Raw genomic sequence first — 20,914 nt, 5'->3', positions numbered from 1 at the left:
ATAGGTGTAATGGCTTTACTTCCTTTTGTTGATGTTGCTGCGCAGGGTGAAACCCGCGCAGTCGTAGTTTGGTTACATGGCTTAGGTGACTCTGGACATGGTTTTGCGCCAATAGTGCCTGAGTTAAATATTCCTGCTGATGCAGGCATTCGCTTTATTTTTCCGCATGCGCCAGAACAAGCTATTACGGTTAATGGTGGCATGCGTATGCGCGCCTGGTACGACATTAAAACCATGGATTTATCGCATCGGGCTGATGAAGCCGGCGTGCGGCAATCAGCAACAGCGGTGACTGCATTGCTGGATAGTTTAATTGCCCAAGGTATTAGCAGCGAGCGGATTATTTTAGCTGGCTTTAGTCAGGGTGGTGTTATCGCATTACATTTACTTCCGCGCTTACCTTATAAACTGGCCGGAGTGCTGGCGCTATCAACCTATATGTGTGCCGCTGAGAAGTTAGCTGCTGAAGCCAACACGATTAATAAATCTACCGCAGTATTTTTTGGTCATGGTGCCCAAGACCCAGTCGTCCCTATGGCAGCAGGCCAACAAGCATTTTATGATCTGAAAAAGCTGGGCTTTAATGTTAGCTGGCAAGATTACAAAATGCAGCATAGCGTGTGCGCACAAGAAGTAGCCGCTATTAGTGCTTTTATTCAACGCCAACTTCAACGCCAACAAAAGACCGAGGTAGAAAGCTAAATGCACACTAACTCAACCCCAACGTCAGTAACTACATTAGCTGCTACAGCAAAAACAGTCCGGATAGCCACACGTAAAAGTGCCTTGGCTTTATGGCAAGCTGAATATGTTAAAGCGGAACTAGAAAAGCATCATCCGGGCTTATTAGTTGAGCTAGTACCCATGTCGACACAAGGCGACATTATTCTTGATACACCCTTGGCAAAAATTGGCGGTAAAGGCTTATTTGTTAAAGAATTAGAGCTAGCCATGCTAGATGGCCGCGCGGATATTGCGGTGCATAGTATGAAAGATTTACCGGTAGAGTTTCCGCCAGGCTTAACCCTGCAGACTATTTGCCCGCGAGAAAACCCATTAGACGCCTTTGTATCTAATCAATTTACGAGTTTGGATCAATTGCCTCAAGGCGCAGTTGTTGGCACGTCCAGTTTACGTCGACAATGCCAAATTAAAGCGTTACGTCCAGATATAACCGTGCGTGATTTGCGCGGTAATGTGAATACTCGATTGGCTAAGTTAGATAGAGGCGAATTTTCGGCTATTATTTTAGCAGCAGCGGGTTTAATTCGTTTGGGCTTGCAACAGCGAATAGCATCAATTATTCCAGCAGAAGTCAGCTTGCCAGCTAATGGCCAAGGTGCGGTGGGTATTGAATGTCGCGAAGGTGATGAGTTTATTCAGCGACTGCTGGCGCCATTAGAATGTGCTCAAACCCGGATTTGTGTATTAGCCGAGCGTGCAATGAATAGACGTTTACAAGGCGGTTGCCAAGTGCCCATTGGCGCTTATGCTGAGTTAGAGCAAGATCAGCTGTGGTTACGTGGCTTAGTTGGTTCAGTTGATGGTACTGAAATTATTCATCACCAAGTACGTGGACCCGCAGCTGACGCTGAAGCATTAGGGGTAGAATTAGCAAACTATTTATTATCTCAAGGTGCCGATCGTATATTACAGGCGGTATATCAGGCTGCACCATGAGTAATTTTTTAATTGCTCGGCCTGTGGGTAAAGCCGACAAAATGCTCGCAGAACTGGCTAAAATCGGTATAAATTACTTATATCAACCGTTAATTGAAATTTGCCAGTTAACTATTAACGATGCCGATAAGCAGCTTATCCAGCGAGCCGATGCGCTAATTTTTGTTAGTATTAGCGCGGTACGTTGTTTGCAATCGCAATTAGACGGTAACTTAATTAGTGCCGATTTATACGCTGTGGGTGATAGTACCGCCGAAGCTTTAAGCCAATGGCTTGGTCGCTCTGTTTGTGTACCGCAAGATCAGCGCAGTGAAGGCTTAATTGGTTTAGCAGAGTTTAAGCAGTTAGCAGGTAAACGGGTAGTGGTGCTTCGTGCTGAAGGTGGGCGTGAGTTAATTAAACAGCAGTTATTGGCCATTAAAGCCGATGTACACTATGTATTAAATTATCAGCGGCAAGCTTTAGCTTTAGAAGGTAGCGCTTTATACCAACAGTGGCAGCAAGCCGGCATTCGTTGTATTGTGGTAACCAGTAACGAAATACTACAGCAAGTATTTAAGCTAATGCCAGTATCAGCGCATGTTTGGTTGCAAAGTTTAGATTGGATTTTAGTCAGCCCACGTATGCAACAAAAAGCATTACAACTGGGTATAGCAACGAACAATATTACGCTGGCAGAAAATGCTAATGACCCTGCCTTATTGCAGACCATCGGCCAGATAAACAGGAGTTATCTATGAATGAAACCGTCGTTAGAGCCAGTGAGGCCGATGAGCCACTGAAAAATCTGAAGCAAAAGATGGACGATGAACAACAGCAAGCCAGTGAGAAAAAGCCGAGTCAGGGCATAGCGTTATTTAGTTTACTGCTCATTATATTACTTGCCGCCGCTATTGCTGTAGCAGGTTATTGGTTATGGCCACAATGGCAAACGCTACAACAACAGTCTGCCGATATGCAGCAATTGCAACAGCGTGTTACAGCGCAATCTGAGCAGCAGCAAACTACCGAGCAGCAATTACTAAATAGCTTATCTGCGCAACAATCCACTCAATTACGTCAGTTAGAGCAGCAACTGGCTAATGCCGAGCAAAAGCTAACATTAGCCCAACAGCAAACGGCTACTGAGCAGCAAATACAAATTCAAGCATTACGCCAGCAAGTACAAACACGAGACAGTGCACCACCAAGACATTGGCTACTGGCGGAAACCGAATACTTATTACAATTAGCGGCTAAAAAAGTCTGGCTGGAATATGATTTCACGACGGCTATTTCTTTACTAAAGACTGCGCAAGAGAAGCTGACCAAACTAGATGATCCTTCTTTAGTGCTGGTGCGCCAAGCGATAACCCAAGATATGGAACAGTTAAATCAGTTACCGAAAACTGACTTAACGGCCGTTCATTTACAATTACAGCAAGCTAGAAAAAATACCGACTTATTACCGTTAAAGCAGCAAGAAACTGCAGCCACTATTGTAACTAAGCCAAATGCAGGCTTAAAACAATGGCGGCAAACCTTGCATTACTATTGGCAGCAAGCTTGGAGTAATTTATTTACTGTGCGCAGTGCGGTGCCAGAAGATTATTTTAGTTTAAGTAGTGAGCAGCAATTAATATTGCGCAGCAGCTTAAGCCAACAGTTATTATTAGCAGAGCTGGCGGCTTTAGAACAAAATGGCTCAGTTTACGCTGCGTCAATCCAGCAAGCTGCCGAGCAATTGCAGCGTTATTTTGACCCAGCTAGCGCTGAAGTCGCGCAATTACAGCAGCAGCTAGCACAGTTAGCTAGTGTTGAGGTTAATAAACCTGAGCTGAAAGCCTTACTCAGCGTGGGCCAAATGCAGCAATACCAGCAGCAGCTGGAAGAGAGCAGCTTATGATTAAGTTGTTATTACTTATCGTAGCATTAGTGGCGGCAATGCTGCTTGGGCCTATGTTAGTTAATAATCCCGGCTATATTAAAATTATTGTAGCGGGCTATATAGTTGAAATGACAGTGCTGGGGCTAATGATTGCTTTAGTGCTACTCAGCTTAGCTATTTGGATCTTGGGTATCCTTATTCGTAAGCTGTTTCATGTTCAGCATGTATCGTTTAACTTTTTTCGCTGGCGCCGGCAACGTAAAGCACAAGACGCTTATGCGTTAGGTTTGCAAGCATTTGCTAAGCAACAATGGCCGCTAGCAGCCGATCTACTGGGTAAAGCAACAGCCGATAGTTTTATGCACACTGAAAAGCATTTACTGGGCGCCTATGCCGAGTTTTATGCCGGTAATATGCCACAGGCAGAGCAACATGCCGAAGCATTAACCGCTGATGACAATACTAAACGTTTTTTACAAGCTGATCTGTTATTGCGCCAAGCCGAGCCTGCTAAAGCCTGTGCGGTACTTAATGATTATGTTACTGCTGATACCAGCGATAAAGGTTTAGCGCAACTGTATGTCTATGCGTTACAACAAGCTGGACAATGGCAAACCTTATTGCAATTAGTGCCGGCGATATTAAAACAAAAGTGGTTTGATAAGCAGCAATGGCGGCAATTACGTTTTACTATTTACCCGATGGCAATTCATCAATTAAGCCAAAGCGAAGGCTTTGATGCCGAGGCAGATTATTGGCAAGCTCTGCCTAGTAAAGAACGTAAATCAACGGCAGCGGCTATTGGTAAAGCGTGGGCGTTAGCCCAAAATGGCCAATCTGAAAACGCCGAAAAAGAGCTAGTTGCTCACTTGTCGCTAGACCAATTGCCTTTAGCTTTACCCTACATACGGCAAATACCGCTAGGCACATCGGTGTTAAAGCTGCGTAAGCAAGCGCAGCATTGGCTACGTGATCATGATAGTAATGGTTATATCTATGGTCTGTTAGCTTATTTAGCCGAACAAGAAGGCGAGAAAGCGCATGCGAGTGTTGCGTGGCAAAAAGCCATTCAATATGAGCCATCGCTTGGCTAATCTAACTGAGTTACAACGGCTGCAAGGTCTAGCAGCCGTTAGTTCTAGCCAAGTAACAATATTAGTTTTAGGTAGTATGCCAGGTGCAGTTTCGCTGCAACTGCAACAATATTATGCCCACCCGCGCAATAGCTTTTGGCCTATAATGGCCAGTTTAGCCAAGATCTCATTAGACTTACCGTATCAGCAGCGTTTACAGGCTTTAAACCATGCCGGCATTGCGCTGTGGGATGTTATTGGTTTTTGCCAACGTCAAGGTAGTTTAGACAGTGCCATTAAAAACGAACAAGTTAATGACTTCGCGGCGTTCTTTGCTAACCACTCGCAGTTACAAATTATCGCTTTTAATGGCGCCAAAGCAGCACAGAGTTTTAACCGTTATGTGCTGCCCTTAAAAATAGTGCCACAGCATATAAGGTTAATAACCTTGCCATCCACTAGTCCTGCTCATGCCGCATTATCAACAAAGCAAAAACTCAAACAATGGCAAGTATTAGCGGATTATTTACTCAGTTAAATGCAGTTCTAACCGTGATTTTAGTTCGCCATCAATCGGCACGGCTTTACCGGTTTTTTGATCTAAACAAACAAAAGTAATATCAGCGGCGGCCGCCAGTTTGTCGCTGTCTGCTATATAAATAGCCTGATGATTGACAGTGCTTTTACTACCAACTTTACTAAAGCCGGTTTGTACTTCAAGGGTATGACCCATAGAGGAATAATTAAACAGACCATACCAGTTAGCGTTCAGCTCAGGCTAGTGCTAGATATTAAGTTTAAAGTAACACAGTGGCCATCTCACCATTCCTTATTGTTGCATCTGTGTTCTCAAACTTGATATTTATCCTGCCTTCTTGCAACCGTCATTCTTTCTTCTCGCACTGATAAACCGATGCACTCGCTCATTCACACTGTGAGCATTATCAACACTAAGGAAGTGTCCAGCATTAGCAATAATAGCCGTTTCAACGCAGGGTAAAACCCGCTGCGCCTGCTCTAAACTTTCCGGCGAATTAATAATATCCTCATCGCCAATTAGCACCAAAGTTGGCATAGCCAAACGACGGAATATGTCATCATCAAAGGGAGTCATTTGGGTCAACAAGTTTGGCAACGACTTATTAGTCGTTGAATAGCGATAAAACTGGTCAATATATAGCTGATCAATGTTATCAACGTTGGTCGACATGGTTTGCAACATGGCCCTAAGCTCACTTCTTTTGGGGTTAAGCGAAAAATACACACTTTTAAGAACATCTAAGCTCGGCTTTATCCAGCCAAAAGTTTGAGCCGGGCTTAGTAACACTAACTGTTCAACTTTAGCTGGCTCATTTAGGGCAATTTGGGTAGCAAACCATCCACCTTGTGACGCGCCAACTAGGGCAAACTGGTTCAGCGCTAGTGCATCAAATATTTCATTATACCAAGCAAGAACTTGCGCAACGTCATCAACAGCTTTCTTAGATTCAGACTTTCCGTTGCCCAATAGGTAATCAATGGCATAAACCTTATAATGTTGCGCTAGCCAAGGCACATTTGGGTACCACATCGTAGAGTTTGTGTTCATACCATGCAGCAGAATAAGTGGATAACCATCGGTAGGGCCGGAAACTACAACTTGCGCTACCCCAAATGATGTCGCTATACGAAGCTCTGTATATTCGTCACCCCAAAGAGTAAGCGCACGATTATAGAGCTGTTCTGTATTAAGGGTTTCAGGATCATCATTCACGAAGTTGACGTATTGGCTCTGATGTTTGTCGGTTGAATAATTTTCTATCGCTTGTTGGCGTGCAGATGGTGGCTCACACCCCGTTAGCAGTAATAACGAGCCCGCCCACAGGGTAAAAGCGTTAAATGCTAATGGCCGTAATGTGCCGGCCACTTTTATAAATCCGGGTTGGATCAACTGCGAAAATTTATTCAATGAAAACCTCCTATTGGTTGCGGTATGTTATAACACTTAGAGGTGCTGTACCAATAGCGGTAAACGATGTTAGCTGCTCAACTAAGCGTACTTATTAAGTGCTTTTAGTTAGGCTTATTTATTTTGTGTTTACTTAACTCTAAACTTGGTGCCAGACTAAACACGGCCGTACAGATTGAAATAATGTGCTGAAAAGTATTGTGCGTCGATAGAGCAAGCCAGCAGCTGGTAGCCAAGCATCATCAAGCACTAACCCTGGGCAGCATGCGCTGGACAAACACATTAAATCATCATTTAGTTGGCTATATGATGTTCTAACCGTGACTTAAGCTCGCCAACAATCGGCACGGCTTTACCGGTTTTTTGATCTAAACAAACAAAAGTAATATCAGCATCAGCCACTAATTTATCTGTGCCAGCAATATAAATAGCTTGATGAATGACCGCACTTTTACTACCTATTTTACTAAAGCGGGTTTGCACTTCAAGAGTATGGCCCATAGTGGCGGCGTCACGATAATTGATATTAATATTAACAATTACCCATGCTAGCTTTTGCTCGGCAAACCAAGCGACATCGCCATGGTCCTCTAAATAACTCCAACGAGCCTCTTCTAAAAATTCTAAATAGCGAGCGTTATTAACATGTTGGTAGACATCTAAATGATAGCCACGTACTTTAATCAGGGTTTTATGTGTCATTAATATTCTCTTAATTACTACAATTTGGTTTAAATATAAGCAAAAGCATCACAAAACATATTTTCGCGCTCTGCACCATGCTGTAAAAAGGCTTCGCGTACTACACCGGCCATGGCAAAAGGACCGGCGATATAAATGTCGTAGTCAGCTAAAGATGCAAAGTCATCAAGTACCGCTTGATGGACTAAGCCGGTTCTGCCTGCCCAGTCTGCGGTTGGGTTTTGTACTACTGGAATAAACTTAAAGTGCTGATTACTACTGGCCCACTGTTGCATTTCTGGATGATGATAAAGCGCTTCGACATCCCGCACACCCCAATAAGCAGAAACGGGGCGCTGAATATTCTGTTTAGCCAAGGTTTGGGCAATGCTGTAAATATAAGAGAAGCCGGTTCCGCCCGCTAATAAAATAAGCGGCCGTACACTGTCGGTACGCAGTTGTGCTTCACCTAAGCCAATTTCTGTTAACACCGGTTGCTTGGCTGCAAATAGCTGTTGTAAATGAGCTAAAGCTTGGCTTGAGTATTGATCGGTTTCTGCCGCGCCAATATGTAACTCTATTTGCAGGCTACCTTCATGGCTAGCAATAGAAAAAGGCCGTTTATCTTCTTCGCTTAAACATAGTTGTAAATACTGACCGCTTTGATAGCTAATAGGTGTCAACGGCGTTAATAATACGCGATTCACCGTAGGGGTTAAGGGTTCAATAGCGTCAATAGTACAGGCAATAATGGTCATAGCGCTCTCAGCAAAAAGTAAGCTTATTAATAAACATAGCTAGGTAATAGCGAAAAAATTAAAAGACAGGCAACAGTAAATAAATTGCTGTTGCTTGTCTAGTTTAGTAGAAGCCAAGCATATCGAATGCTTGTGCTCTAGGTTACGGTTGTGGTGGTAGCGTAATGCCTAGCGTAGACCAAATATCATCAATACGCTGTTTGACCGCCGGATCCATAACAATAGGCTCACCCCATTCCCGATCGGTTTCACCCGGCCATTTATTGGTAGCATCCATACCCATTTTAGAGCCTAAGCCCGATACCGGTGATGCAAAATCTAAATAATCAATCGGGGTATTTTCTACTAGCGTGGTATCGCGGGCAGGATCCATCCGGGTGGTAATGGCCCAAATAACATCTTGCCAATCACGGGCGTTAATATCGTCATCACAAACAATCACAAACTTGGTATACATAAATTGACGTAAGTAAGACCATACGCCCATCATTACTCGTTTCGCATGCCCAGGATATTGCTTCTTCATGGTTACTACGGCTAACCGATACGAGCAGCCCTCAGGTGGCAAGTAAAAGTCAGTTATTTCTGGAAATTGTTTTTGTAAAATAGGCACAAATACTTCGTTTAGTGCCACACCTAAAATAGCCGGTTCATCTGGCGGCCGTCCGGTATAAGTACTGTGATAAATCGGATCTTTACGCTGGGTAATATGGGTAACGGTAAATACAGGGAAGTCATCTACTTCGTTATAATAACCAGTATGATCGCCATAAGGGCCTTCTGGTGCCATTTCTGTCGGGTCAATATAACCCTCTAAAATATATTCAGCACTGGCAGGCACTTGTAAGTCGTTACTAATACATTTAACCACTTCCGTGTTATCACCACGTAATAAGCCAGCAAAGCCATATTCAGAAAGGTTATCGGGCACTGGCGTTACCGCCCCTAAAATCGTGGCAGGGTCTGCACCTAGTGCCACCGAAACCGGATAGTTTTGTCCTGGATTGGCTTTTTTGAATTCGTAAAAATCGAGCGCACCACCACGATGCGATAACCAGCGCATTATTAATTTGTTTTTACCCAGTAACTGCTGGCGGTAAATACCTAAATTCTGCCGTTCTTTATGTGGGCCTTTGGTAACAGTTAAGCCCCAAGTAATTAACGGTGCTACATCACCTGGCCAGCAAGTCATAATAGGCAGTTTGGTTAAATCAACTTGGTCACCGGTTAAGATAACGTCTTGGCAAGGTGCTTTTTTAACTTGTTTTGGCGACATATTAAGCACTTGCTTAAATAGCGGCAGTTTACTAAATGCGTCTTTTAAGCCTTTTGGTGGCTCGGGCTCTTTTAAAAAGGCCAGCAATTTGCCCACTTCACGCAAAGCCGAGACATCTTCTTGGCCCATACCTAAAGCAACCCGATGGGTGGTACCAAATAAGTTGGCTAATACTGGAGTGCTGTAGCCTTTTGGATTTTCAAATAAAATGGCGGGACCACCAGCACGCAAAGTACGATCGGCTATTTCGGTCATTTCTAATACCGGATCAACTTCAGCAGTCACTCGAACTAATTCGCCGCGCTTTTCTAATTGGGCAATAAAATCACGTAAATCTTTATATTTCATAACAATTCCGACATCCAGGCCCGACATTCAAGCCTGAGCGAATTAAGCTCTTAGATAACCCGCTATTATACAGCTCTGTCTCTAGCTTGCTAGTTTAAGCCTTGGGATATACTAGCCGCAGCTAAATATAAAAAAACAGCTTTATCTTTTGCCGCAGGGCTCAGATAAAGCTGTTTGCTGGTAGCAGCAAAGTAGTGCTGCTGATTAACTAAGCTGAGGCTTACATGTATTATTCAATTAATTAAAATGAATAACGCGCTTCTGCAAAGTAGTAACCGCCATTAAAACCAAAAGGTGCGTTAGTATTGGGATACTTAAAAATACCATTAAACTGATTTACTGCTGGCTGCTCATCTGGATAAGTGTCAAATAAGTTGTTTACACCAACGGTAAAGTCTAATTGCTTATTAAAGGCATAGTTAACAGATACATCCGCGACGGTTTTGGCACTGTATTCATAATTACCGGTGGCATAACCTAGGGTATAAGCACCAAAGCGGTTAATCCGTAGGTTAGTGGTAAAGTCACCATAACTGTGGGTAATGCCGGCGCTAAAACTATTTTTAGGGTTGGCGCTAGTTAAGCGAGTTTTCTCAACATCATCAAATAGCGCTTGTTCTAAACCACCTAATAACGCGGGCACTTTAATCTGCTTAATTTCGGTATCATTATATTGGGCCGAAAAACTTAACTTCACATCACCATATTCAGTTAGTGGCAATTGATAGGCCACTACGGCTTCGACACCTTGGGTACGGCTATCTACTGCGTTAGTGAAAAAGCGTACTGATTGCGCCGCGTTATCGCCAAGTAAAGCGTCGATTACTGGGTTAGAGCGGCTAACACTGCCGGTTAAAATAATCCGATCATCAATATCAATGCGATAACTATCTAAGGTAAAGGTCACACCATTATCGCCTTGATAGGTCACACCTAAACTAACACTTTGCGACTCTTCAGGTTTTAGCTCACCTTGGCCTAATGCTTTAACCACTGGCGAAGTGTTATTAAAAGTGCCTGATTCTACAGGGCTTAATATACCGGTATCGGCATCGGCAACAAACAACGTAGACAAGTTAGAGAAATATAACTGCTGTACGCTTGGCGCTCTAAAGCCACTGTTAATAGTGCTACGAACCGCCCATTCCGGCGTTAATGCATAACGACCTGCTAGCTTCCAACTGGTATTGCTACCAAAATCAGAATAACGCTCTTGGCGTACTGCTGCTGCCCAATTAAATTGTTCTGTTAGTTGGTTTTCAACTTCAACATACACGCCGACGTTATTGCGAGATTCGTCTACTGTTGATTCTGGAGTAAAACCACCAAAGCCTTGCATTCCACCCGATTTACCTTGATAGCCATAATTAGCATAGGAGACTTCATCGCCTTGGAAAATTTTATAATTGTTTTTACGGTAGGCAATACCACCAGACAACACTAAGTCAGACTCATTAACAAAGGCAAACAGCTTACTAGCATCTAGATTAAGATTTTGCTCATTGTTTCTCATACCACCAGCATTCGCGCTAGTAGGGCTGGTTGGGCCAAGTGAAGCATTTAGAGAGTTATTAACATAGTACTGATAGCGACTGGCGCCAGTATTGGCCGATAAATCTAATTGCCAATCTGCTAGTTCGAATTTATAACCTAAAGTGATGGCATGATCATTGGTTTCAGGCGCAATTTCGGGTAAAAAGCCATCCGGATAAATTTCTGGCACGTTGCGAGCATCTAATGGTCGGCGGAAAAAAGCACCTGATTTAGTTTTACGTTGCGATAGATCTGCAAAGGCATAGATCTCGCCGTCTGCTAATTGATAACCGGCATTAACCATAACCGCTAAGTTTTCAAAAGAGGCATCGCCGACACTGTGATTTAAACGATTTGCTGTAGCTTCACGCGGATCGGGCTGGCCATCAATATCGGCGTATTGCTGTCTTGGATCTAAGCCGGCGCGATTGGTTTTATTTTTGTGATGATATTCTGCACTAATATTAACAAAGCCATCTTGGCCAATGCGAATACCTTGACTGCTGCTAATTTTATATTGCTCGCCGTCACCATCGAAAGTTTGGCCGCCATTCAGGCTAATTTGACCACCGGAAACATTATCGTTTAAAACTAAATTAATCACGCCCGCTATGGCATCAGAGCCATACTGAGCGGCTGCACCATCACGCAGTATTTCAATGCGTTTAATCGCACTCATGGGGATGGCATTTAAATCAACGTTAGAGCTGCCCCGGCCCATAGTGCCATTTAAATGGACTAATGCAGAGCCATGTCGGCGCTTACCGTTAATTAAGACTAAAGTGTGATCTGGTGATAGGCCGCGTAAGCTGGCTGGCCGTACCGCGTCACTACCGTCAGTTATTGACGAGGTAGGGAAGTTAAAGCTGGGCACTAAAAACTGCAGTGCGCGCGCGGTTTCTGTCATCCCGGTTGCTTGTAGCTCGGCACTGCCAATAATGTCTACCGGTGCGGTGCTTTCTGTTGCAGAGCGCACAGATAAGCGGCTACCAATCACCGAAATTTTTTCCACGTCAGCTTCATTAGTCTGCTGAGCGAAGGCGGTAGGGGCGGTTAGCGCGATGGCTAAACTTACACTAGACGCTAAGTAAGAAGCTTTATGGTTCATTATTCAGTCCTTTAAGTAAATTCAGCATAAACTATACAATACTTTGATATGCCTTAATTATATGCAATTGATTTAATCTATAGCAAAAAGTTATAACTAGCAGTTATAAGCAAAATATGCCAGTTTCATGCTATACATAAATTAATGCACAAATATTCGTCTGTTCAGCTATATTACTAGCACTTAATTCAGAAGACGTCTAGATGGATTAGACTAATGGCTAATGGCGAATGAAAAAAACACAGAATAAAGAAATAATAAAATGAAAAAACCAACCCAATTAATTCATGCTGGCCGAGATAAAGCCTATACCGGTTATGCGGTAAATCCGCCACTAGTGCGGGCATCGACTATCGTATTTGATACCTTTGCTGAACTTAAACATGCCGCAGCACATGCTGGAGATAGAGTGCCATTTTATGGTCGCCGAGGCACTGATACTCATTTCGCGTTACAAGCGGCGATGTGTGAGCTAGAGGGCGGTGCGGGTTGTGCGCTTTACCCATGCGGATCCGCGGCCGTCAGTGGGGCATTATTGGCTTTTTTAACGGCAGGTGATCATGTTTTAATGGTTGATAGTGTGTATGAACCCACCCGAGCTTTATGTGACAAAGTACTTAAATCATTAGGCATTGATACTGAATATTATGATCCACTAATTGGCGCTAATATTGCCGACTTAATTAAACCGAATACCCGAGTGATATTTCTCGAGTCGCCAGGTTCATTAACGTTTGAAGTACAAGATATTCCGGCCATTTGTGCGGTTGCTAAACAACATAATATTGTTACCATTTTAGATAATACTTGGGCCTCTCCTATTTTATGTCAGCCTTTTGCGCTGGGCGTAGATGTGTCAATTCAAGCGGCGACAAAATACATAGTAGGCCATTCCGATATAATGCTCGGTACGGCGACAGCTAACGAGCAACATTGGCCACAGCTTAGAGATCATAGTTATTTACTGGGTTATTGTGCCTCTGCTGATGATGCCTATACCGCCTTAAGGGGGTTACGTACCTTAGGCGTGCGTTTGCAGCAGCATGAAAAAAGCGCATTAGCTGTGGTTGATTGGCTATTGCAGCGGCCAGAGGTGGCGCAAATATATCACCCTGCATTGCCTAGTCACCCGGGGCATGCCATTTTTAAGCGCGATTTTAGCGGCAGTAATGGTTTATTTTCGTTTGCATTAAAGCAAGGTAATCAAAAGCAAATTGCTGCGTTTGTTGAAGGCATGCAACATTTTAAAATGGGTTTTTCATGGGGCGGTTATGAAAGTTTAATTACCGCCACTATGCAGCTGCAAAGCCAGCGAACAGCCACAACTTGGCCACAGCAAGGGCCCTTATTACGCTTACACATTGGTTTAGAGCATGTCGATGATCTGATTGCCGATTTGGCGCAGGCTTTTGTTCGTTATAACTCTGTTGCTTGATGCAAAAACAGTGATTGACGCTGACTACCGCTGACATACAATAACGGCCGTTTATTTAGTCCGCTTGGTCAAAGGTAGTCGTATGAGCAGTGAGTCTGTATTAGTCGCACCCACGTTGGGTCAGCGCTTAAAATGTTTTATTGAGGCCCCCCTAGTCCAACGCATTTTATTGGCGCTAATTTTAATTAATTCTGTCTCTTTAGGGCTAGAAACAATGCCAGGGTTGATGGCCGTCGCGGGTCCTGTCATCCAAGTGCTAGATAAAGCTATTTTAACCGTGTTTGTACTGGAAATCGCGATACGGCTGTATGTGTACCGGCTAAACTTTTTTAAAGATGCTTGGAGTGTGTTTGATTTTATTGTGGTGACGATTGCACTGCTACCCGCTAGCGGACCGTTTGCGGTACTGCGTGCTCTGCGGGTGTTGCGGGTATTACGGGTGTTGACCTTTGTACCGTCAATGAAAAAAATTGTTGGTGCCTTGGTACAGTCACTAAACGGTATGCTGTCAATTGCCATGGTGCTGAGCTTAGTGTATTACGTGGCAGCAGTGATGGTGACTAAATTATTCGGCGAGGCTTTTCCCGAATGGTTTGGCGGCTTGGGCGCTTCCTTGTACACCTTGTTTCAGGTGATGACGCTGGAGAGCTGGTCGATGGGAATTGCCCGGCCGGTGATGGAGCAATTCCCTTATGCTTGGCTGTTCTTTGTGCCCTTTATTCTTATTGCTACCTTCACTATGTTAAACCTATTTATTGCGGTGATAGTTAACGCAGTACAAAGCATGCACGATGAAGAGCATAAAGCTGAGCATGACGCTGACGTTGCTACGCAACAGCAGCTATTGTTGCAGATGCAGCTGTTGCAGCAAGAGTTAACTGAATTGCGTACCGAGCTAAAAAAGCCTAATTCAGAATAAATTCTTCTAAAGACTGGCCGGTTAAACGGCCAACTTGGCGGAAAATATAAATTATGGCCGCCATTAACATCACCATACTGGGTAAGGCTATTACCGGGTAGCTAAGCCAAGTCATACGGCCTAGTTCTTCTGCGTAAGCAGTGGTACCGGGTAAGCTGACCACTATAGCTTTAGCTAAGATGTAATTTAATGCGGCCGACATAAAAAAGGTGGCGGCAACAATAAAGCCTGCGCGTTGAGTCGTCCTGGCAAATTCCGCAGTTTTCCCGCTTTGAGCTAAGGCGCTGTTCAATTTCTCGATATCGAGTATTTCTGGGTTTATTAATAACGTTTTTACCAGCGGATAACGGGTATATTGGCTAATGAGTACTGCGACACCTATTAATGCTGGGATCATCGCTTCTTTAATCGCAATATAAGCTGGGTCAAGTTGTAATAAACTAATACCGCCAGTAAGCAACACGCTAATGATACCCAGTATCGAGAAAAAATTTACCTTGCCCGATTTTAATAATTCCCAGCCACCATAAACTAATGGAAAAGCCAGCGCGACGACCACAGCCCAAACGGGGCCTAGGCTATCTTCAGTGCTTAACTTACTTAATATCAGCGCTGGCGCGATGATGTTAAATAGCATATTACTAAAAAAACCGGATTTCTTTTTGCTGCGTGTTTCAGTCATATTTAGATCTAACCAAGAGAATTATGCCAACTATTGTACCAGCTTATGCTGCAGGATAAGCCAGTGCTAAAAGCGAATTAGTTTAATTGGCCCATAAACTCGGCCAATGCATGGCGATGGCGGCGCGACATCACTAATTGTTGCCCCGACTTTAAAATAACATCGGCATCCCCTTTATCACCCGGTCGTAACTCGATAATGTCACTTTTTCTGACGATTGATGAACGATGAATACGGGCAAATACAGCTGGGTCTAACTTCTGTTCAATATTGGCCATGGTCTCGCGCATTAAATAACTTTTTTGTTGCGGTTGAGTATGGATCTCAATGTAATTACCGGCACTTTCAATCCAGCTAATATCGTTAACATCCACAATACGCAACCGACCGGGCTCGCGAATAGTTAAGCGCTGAATAAAATTAACGTTAGCTGCAACCTGATCAATAGCCGCGGTTGCGTTAGTTAGCTTATCCATAATTTTGCCATAAGCTTTAAATAACGCTTGTTGAAAACGCTCAGTGGTAAAAGGTTTGAGTAAATAGTCGGTAGCACTAAGCTCAAAGGCATTAACTGCATAGTCTGCATAAGCAGTACAGAAAATAACTTCCGGTTTAGAGGTTAAGCTTTTAAACACATTAATACCATTTAGTCCCGGCATTTCAATGTCGAGAAAAATAATGTCTGGGTTATGTAGCTCGGCTAATCGTAATGCGTCGTTACCGTTATCGGCTTCTGCAGCAATATTAAATTGCCCTTGTTGGGTCAGAAGGTGTCTTATGCCAGCCCTGGCTAAAGGTTCGTCGTCCACTATTAAACAGCTTAGTTTCATTTGTAATCTCTGTAAGCAATTACCGGGCTTAAGGCGTGCATCAATGATTGTTATTGAGCCGTACCAACAGTATTTGAGGGCGCGTAGTTTAGCAGAGCCCGCGTTATGGCAGAAGCGTTTAACTGATTTAAAGCGGTATTGTTAGGCATTAAATTACAAATAATTACTAAACAATGACCCAGCAGTGGCCGTTCAATAAGCATAAGATGCGCTAACCACCTTAGTGGCTAATTTCCCCCTATTAGTCACTGCTTACGCCGTCTTGGCGGATTAGTGCTGGCGTTAGCATTTTAAGCAGATTAGCGTCAGCGCCGTAAAATCCAGCAATCATAACGATGACCATCTTAAATGATGATGTCTAGGGGAATAATAATGCAAAAATCTTCAATAAATACAGCTGTGCGGATAGCTTTGTTAGCCGCGCCACTTAGCGCTATCGGATTCAGTTCAGTTGCTCAAGCTGAAGATGCAGCTGCTATTAAAGTTGAACGTATTGCCGTTACCGGTTCACGTATTCAGCGCCAAGATATGGAAACCTCTTCTCCTGTAACCGTGATCGATGCTAAAGCCATTCGTATGGAAGGTTACAACTCTGTCGATCAGTTATTACAAGCGCAAACTTCAATGGCTGGCGCAGCGGTAGGTTCAACCACAAATAATGGTTCTGACGGTGTTGCGCAAGTTGATTTACGCGGTATGGGCGCATCACGTACGCTAGTTTTATTAAATGGCCGTCGTATGGTCAACTCGGGTTCAGGTGCCGATAGTGCAGTTGATTTAAACTCAATCCCAGTAGCGATGATTGCCCGCGTTGAAATCTTAAAAGATGGTGCATCAGCGGTATATGGCTCTGACGCTATTGCTGGCGTAGTCAATATTATTACCAAGAAAGACTTTGAAGGTGTACAAATTGATTTAAACGGCAGTGGCACAGATAAAGGTGACGGCGAAACGGCTGAGCTAAGTGCTTTATATGGTTTTAGTACAAAAACAGGTAACTATACCTTTGGTGCCGCACTATCTAATCGTGAAGGTGTAGTGCAATCAGACCGTGATTGGACAGAGACAGGTAGTAGCTCATTTATTCCAACCGGTACTTTAGGTGGTAAAGTTCAAAATGCGCAAGGTGAGTGGGTTGGCCGCAGCAGTGGCTATGATTATACTAAAGATAGCTGGTATCAAACCCCAAGTAAGCGTTACAGCTTATTTGCTAATATGACCGAAGAATTAGGTAGCGATTTAGTATTAACGGCAGATGCCATCTATACCAAGCGTAAATCTGATCAGCAGTTAGCGCCGCAACCAGGTAATATTATGTTAGGTGTATGTGGTGAAGCTAATATCGATCCAGCTAAATGCATCACCTTAACGCCAGCCATGATTGCAGGTGGTATAGCCGTAGATGAGACTGGCCGGGTTAACTACCGTCGTCGCATGAATGATGTCGGTGCCCGTGTTTATGAACAGGATACCGATACCTTACGTTTATCTACTGCTTTAGCTGGTAGCTTAGATGTTAGCACCGGTTTAAATTGGGATATCGCTTATACTTTTGGCAAAAACAAAGCTAATAACAGTGTGGCGAACTCTATTAATGCCGTGAAAATGGCTAATTCAGTGTATGCCAACCAAGATGCCTGGTTTAGCGGTGACAAGCTAACTAAAGCCATTATTACTGATGTCGGTTATCTGCAGCAAGAAGGTGGTGGTAATGAGCAACATATTGTATCAGCTGGCTTAAACGGTGATTTATTTGATTTAAGCGCGGGTGCAGTTGGTTTTGCTATTGGTGCTGAATATCGTCGTGATAGCGGCTTCTTTAACCCAGACCCAATTGTTGTCGCTGGTGAAGGCACATCAGCCCAGCAAGATCCTACCGATGGTAACTATGAAGTTATCTCTTTCTACCAAGAAGTAAGCGTTCCGTTTACTGAAAAACTTACTGGTGAATTTGCCTTACGTTTTGACGATTACTCTACTTTTGGTAACGCCAGCACCTGGAAAATGGGTTTAACTTACACAGCAACTGACGAAATTATGTTACGTGCAGTAGCTGCAACGGGTTTCCGTGCACCAAACGTCAGCGAGTTATTCGGTGGTAACACTGGTTCTTATGATTACCTTGATGATCCATGGGGAAATGAGCAAGATCCACAAATCCTAGTTAACTACAGCTCTGACAACAACTTACAGCCTGAAGAGTCTGAATCATTTACGGCCGGTTTTGTTTATTCTCCAGCTGCCATTGATGGCATGTCAATGACAATTGATTACTGGAAATTTAACGTTTCAAATGCGATTACACGTTTAGATGCCCAAGCCGGTTTAGATGGTTGTTTTGCTGGTAATACTGTTGTTTGTGAACAATTTCAAATTACCGCAGCCGGTGATTTATCTAGCTTCACTAACCCGTTAACTAACGTGGGTAAACAGCATACTAGCGGTGTCGATTTCAACTTAGCGTATCGCTTTGACGCCATCGGCTTAACGTGGAATATCAATAACGACTTAACCTACTTATTGAAGTTTGAACAAGACGGAATCGATTACACCAACACCACTGATGGTAACTTCGGTGGTTATGCTAAAGTACGTAACAACTTCAGCCTACAAGCCGGTCAAGGCGATTGGAATATCACTTATTTCAACCGCTATATTGGTGAAACTGATTACTTAGCAGGTGATGCCAAAGTGGATAGCGTGTTGTATCACAACATTGCTGCTAACTACTTTATCACTGATGGCTTAAACCTAACTTTAGGTGTGAAGAACTTTACAGACGAAGAGCCTTCATATGTGGCTAACGGCAGTGACGGCGGTACTGTACCACAAGTGTTTGACACTATTGGTCGCCAAATCTACGGTGGCGTAAGCTACAAATTCTAAGCTAAGGCTTAGTAAAAAGCCCGCCAATTGGCGGGCTTTTTGTTTGGTATCTCAACAGTAGGGATTACTGGGTTAGCGTTGAATCACTTATTCATATTTGGCAGGATAGGTGGTGGCGTTATCGCTGGCCACGCCTTTACCCATGCGAATTTCTAGCACCGCTTCAACTTGCTCTCGACCAGTCGTGGTATTAATACCCATTTCATAATGTGGCTGACTGACAGTACGGCTATTACAACCTAACAAAGAACAATCACGCATTGAACGTTGCGTGCCCTGTTGGTAGCCTACACTGGCATGATTAGCAGGCGCATTGTCACGCTCAGTAACGGTTTCTTTATCAACAATAACAAACCAATCATAACCTTGCTTAGCGGTTAGTTCTGCGGCGCGGCGCATGGCATAGGCTTTAGCTTCACCACTGTTATCGCCGCGGGCTTTAAAGCTAACCCGATAATAATTATTACTAATTTGCTGCTCTGCATAACCATAACCATTAGCCGTTGCTTCCCGATACACCGGTTGGCTGCTACAAGCAGCTAAAACCACGATGAGTATTACTGATAATAAGCCACGCATAGATAAATTATTCATACTGTTCTCCTGATTAATCTTAGTTTTTATGTTCAGTTAACTGTTGTTGTTCAGCAGCTGCCGATAACGCTGGGCCGGCCATTAGCTGGTCTAAAATAGGATCCAAAGCGCTAGGTCCGCTAGCTGTTTGGTATAAGCCACTATTTTGCTTGCCCGGTTGGCTTAGGCTGGCTTTTAGCTGCCATTGACCTTGTTCTTTACAGGCAATATTTTCGCTTTGCTCGCTTATGCTTTGTACGCCATACTGGCGACAAAAGCTGCCTTGTTGGCTGATAAAGCTTAAGCGCGGAGTCACACTGTCATTAGCATTTAACGTATAAGCTTGGCCGCTGCGCGCACTATTTAATACCTGAATAATCTGGCTATTCAAAGCGGTAGTTATGGACTCAGATTCAGAGCCTAACTGGGACAGGCCATAACCAGCAAAGAGCGCTATACAGGCTACGGCAGCAGCATGATGTTGCAAATGTTGCTGGACTTTACGCCACCACGGAAATTGAATTATTTCTGCGCTTTCTGTTGTCGTTGCTTCTGTAGTTGCTGGCTGCTCTAGCAGTAAATTAAGCACAGCTTCAGGCATAGGTTGTTGATTAATTTTATCGTAATGTTGTTGCACTATGCTGTCTACTAAGGCTAAGTCGGCTAGGCGTTCAGCTAATTGTTCATTCTCTACTAGTTGCTGCCGAACCCGTTGCATATCGGCATCACTTAACGCGGCATCTAAAAAGCCAGACAGCATTTCGTCACTTATTATCATGCTAGCTTTCATGCTGGACTCCTATGTTGTTGTAAGGCGCTCACCATGGCTGTGCGAGCTCTAGCAAGTCGACTCATAATGGTTCCGGCAGGGATAGCTAAAATGCTTGCCGCCTCGGCGTAACTTAAACCTTGTACGGCAACCAAGGACAACACTTCACGTTGCTCATCAGGTAGCTGATTCATCGCCGTATTCACTTCACCTAGCTGGATATCATTGAGCATATCTTGCTCACCATCGCTAAAGTTTTGTTGTTGCAGGTCGACATGTTGGGTGGCTTGACGACGTACTTTTTGCGCCCGATAGTCATCTATCCATAAGTTACGGCATATTTTAAATGCCCATTGTGCCAAGGGAACACCTTCAGGTGCCGGGGCATTTAATAATCGTAGTACGGTATTTTGTAGTAAATCATCTGCATCTGCCATAGTGCCGGTAAGCGAATAGGCAAAGCGGCGTAAGGCGGGCAGCAGTAGCTTTAGGTCAGTTTTCATGTTTAGCTTATACTCCTATTTACCCTGATAACGGCTCAGCTATGT

Annotated in this window: 20 protein-coding genes; 9 read left to right on the top strand and 11 right to left on the bottom strand. The window is 43.8% G+C overall.

The window, feature by feature from the left end; genetic code table 11:
* The first annotated feature begins 9 nt into the window (after nt 1-9).
* Genes BI198_RS00865 through BI198_RS00840 form a run of 6 tightly spaced genes read left to right on the top strand, consistent with a single transcriptional unit; the run spans nt 10 to nt 5,158 of the window.
* The gene (locus BI198_RS00865) at nt 10-702 is read left to right on the top strand and encodes an alpha/beta hydrolase (protein ID WP_070047840.1); all 693 of its coding nucleotides are present in this window, start codon (nt 10-12) and stop codon (nt 700-702) included.
* Nucleotides 703-1,680, top strand: a complete 978-nt coding sequence (gene hemC / locus BI198_RS00860) for a hydroxymethylbilane synthase (RefSeq protein ID WP_070047839.1) — start codon at nt 703-705, stop codon at nt 1,678-1,680.
* A complete protein-coding gene (locus tag BI198_RS00855; protein ID WP_070047838.1) occupies nt 1,677-2,420 on the top strand; it encodes a uroporphyrinogen-III synthase in 744 nt (247 codons plus the stop codon). The genes hemC and BI198_RS00855 overlap by 4 nt, the downstream gene beginning before the upstream one ends.
* Entirely contained in the window at nt 2,417-3,565 is a 1,149-nt protein-coding gene (locus tag BI198_RS00850) for a uroporphyrinogen-III C-methyltransferase (RefSeq protein WP_070047837.1), read from the top strand. The genes BI198_RS00855 and BI198_RS00850 overlap by 4 nt, the downstream gene beginning before the upstream one ends.
* Complete coding sequence (locus BI198_RS00845; protein ID WP_070047836.1) at nt 3,562-4,641, top strand: heme biosynthesis HemY N-terminal domain-containing protein; 1,080 nt, start codon at nt 3,562-3,564, stop codon at nt 4,639-4,641. The genes BI198_RS00850 and BI198_RS00845 overlap by 4 nt, the downstream gene beginning before the upstream one ends.
* Complete coding sequence (locus BI198_RS00840) at nt 4,634-5,158, top strand: DNA-deoxyinosine glycosylase (RefSeq protein ID WP_235605189.1); 525 nt, start codon at nt 4,634-4,636, stop codon at nt 5,156-5,158. The genes BI198_RS00845 and BI198_RS00840 overlap by 8 nt, the downstream gene beginning before the upstream one ends.
* Here BI198_RS00840 and BI198_RS00835 read toward each other — a convergent pair.
* From BI198_RS00835 to BI198_RS00810, 6 genes are all read right to left on the bottom strand, one after another.
* Nucleotides 5,147-5,353, bottom strand: coding sequence for an acyl-CoA thioesterase (locus tag BI198_RS00835; protein WP_070047834.1), 207 nt, complete (start codon nt 5,351-5,353; stop codon nt 5,147-5,149). The genes BI198_RS00840 and BI198_RS00835 overlap by 12 nt on opposite strands.
* Nucleotides 5,354-5,482: 129 nt before the next feature.
* On the bottom strand, nt 5,483-6,568 hold the full coding sequence (locus tag BI198_RS00830) for an alpha/beta fold hydrolase (RefSeq protein ID WP_201243376.1): 1,086 nt from the start codon (nt 6,566-6,568) through the stop codon (nt 5,483-5,485).
* Nucleotides 6,569-6,862: 294 nt separating this feature from the next.
* The gene (locus BI198_RS00825) at nt 6,863-7,270 is read right to left on the bottom strand and encodes an acyl-CoA thioesterase (protein ID WP_070047833.1); all 408 of its coding nucleotides are present in this window, start codon (nt 7,268-7,270) and stop codon (nt 6,863-6,865) included.
* Nucleotides 7,271-7,299: 29 nt separating this feature from the next.
* Nucleotides 7,300-8,007 carry an NAD(P)H-flavin reductase gene (fre, locus tag BI198_RS00820; protein ID WP_070047832.1) on the bottom strand — a complete coding sequence of 236 codons (708 nt, stop codon included), beginning with the start codon at nt 8,005-8,007 and terminating at the stop codon, nt 7,300-7,302.
* A 142-nt stretch (nt 8,008-8,149) separates the two neighbouring features.
* Nucleotides 8,150-9,631: a 4-hydroxy-3-polyprenylbenzoate decarboxylase gene (gene ubiD, locus BI198_RS00815; protein ID WP_070047831.1), complete on the bottom strand. Its 1,482-nt coding sequence runs from the start codon at nt 9,629-9,631 to the stop codon at nt 8,150-8,152.
* A gap of 241 nt (nt 9,632-9,872) precedes the next feature.
* Nucleotides 9,873-12,272, bottom strand: coding sequence for a TonB-dependent receptor plug domain-containing protein (locus tag BI198_RS00810; RefSeq protein ID WP_070047830.1), 2,400 nt, complete (start codon nt 12,270-12,272; stop codon nt 9,873-9,875).
* Nucleotides 12,273-12,534: 262 nt separating this feature from the next.
* Here BI198_RS00810 and BI198_RS00805 point away from each other — a divergent pair, with 262 nt between their 5' ends.
* Nucleotides 12,535-13,707, top strand: a complete 1,173-nt coding sequence (locus BI198_RS00805; protein ID WP_070047829.1) for a cystathionine beta-lyase — start codon at nt 12,535-12,537, stop codon at nt 13,705-13,707.
* A gap of 82 nt (nt 13,708-13,789) precedes the next feature.
* Nucleotides 13,790-14,626, top strand: a complete 837-nt coding sequence (locus BI198_RS00800) for an ion transporter (RefSeq protein WP_070047828.1) — start codon at nt 13,790-13,792, stop codon at nt 14,624-14,626.
* Here BI198_RS00800 and BI198_RS00795 read toward each other — a convergent pair.
* Together BI198_RS00795 and BI198_RS00790 are read right to left on the bottom strand one after the other, a co-directional pair.
* The gene (locus BI198_RS00795) at nt 14,613-15,308 is read right to left on the bottom strand and encodes a VC0807 family protein (RefSeq protein ID WP_070047827.1); all 696 of its coding nucleotides are present in this window, start codon (nt 15,306-15,308) and stop codon (nt 14,613-14,615) included. The genes BI198_RS00800 and BI198_RS00795 overlap by 14 nt on opposite strands.
* Before the next feature lie 77 nt (nt 15,309-15,385).
* Nucleotides 15,386-16,138, bottom strand: a complete 753-nt coding sequence (locus BI198_RS00790) for a LytR/AlgR family response regulator transcription factor (RefSeq protein WP_070047826.1) — start codon at nt 16,136-16,138, stop codon at nt 15,386-15,388.
* Nucleotides 16,139-16,510: 372 nt separating this feature from the next.
* On the opposite strand from BI198_RS00790, the gene BI198_RS00785 reads away from it, so the two are divergent.
* Nucleotides 16,511-19,024, top strand: a complete 2,514-nt coding sequence (locus BI198_RS00785) for a TonB-dependent receptor plug domain-containing protein (RefSeq protein WP_201243375.1) — start codon at nt 16,511-16,513, stop codon at nt 19,022-19,024.
* Between the two features lie 87 nt (nt 19,025-19,111).
* Here BI198_RS00785 and BI198_RS00780 read toward each other — a convergent pair whose 3' ends face one another.
* From BI198_RS00780 to BI198_RS00770, 3 genes are read right to left on the bottom strand one after another with little or no spacing between them, the layout of a single operon-like run.
* Nucleotides 19,112-19,618 (bottom strand): CC0125/CC1285 family lipoprotein, encoded by a 507-nt coding sequence (locus BI198_RS00780; RefSeq protein ID WP_083256523.1) that lies wholly within the window; start codon nt 19,616-19,618, stop codon nt 19,112-19,114.
* 19 nt (nt 19,619-19,637) lie between these two features.
* Entirely contained in the window at nt 19,638-20,387 is a 750-nt protein-coding gene (locus BI198_RS00775; protein ID WP_201243374.1) for an anti-sigma factor family protein, read from the bottom strand.
* Nucleotides 20,384-20,869: an RNA polymerase sigma factor gene (locus BI198_RS00770; RefSeq protein ID WP_070047825.1), complete on the bottom strand. Its 486-nt coding sequence runs from the start codon at nt 20,867-20,869 to the stop codon at nt 20,384-20,386. Before BI198_RS00770 ends, BI198_RS00775 begins: the two co-directional genes overlap by 4 nt.
* Nucleotides 20,870-20,914: the final 45 nt, after the last annotated feature.

Source organism: Rheinheimera salexigens, assembly GCF_001752395.1.
GTDB lineage: Bacteria > Pseudomonadota > Gammaproteobacteria > Enterobacterales > Alteromonadaceae > Alishewanella > Alishewanella salexigens.
Note: the sequence above shows the minus strand (reverse complement) of the source record. Positions and strands in the feature narration are given on the sequence as shown.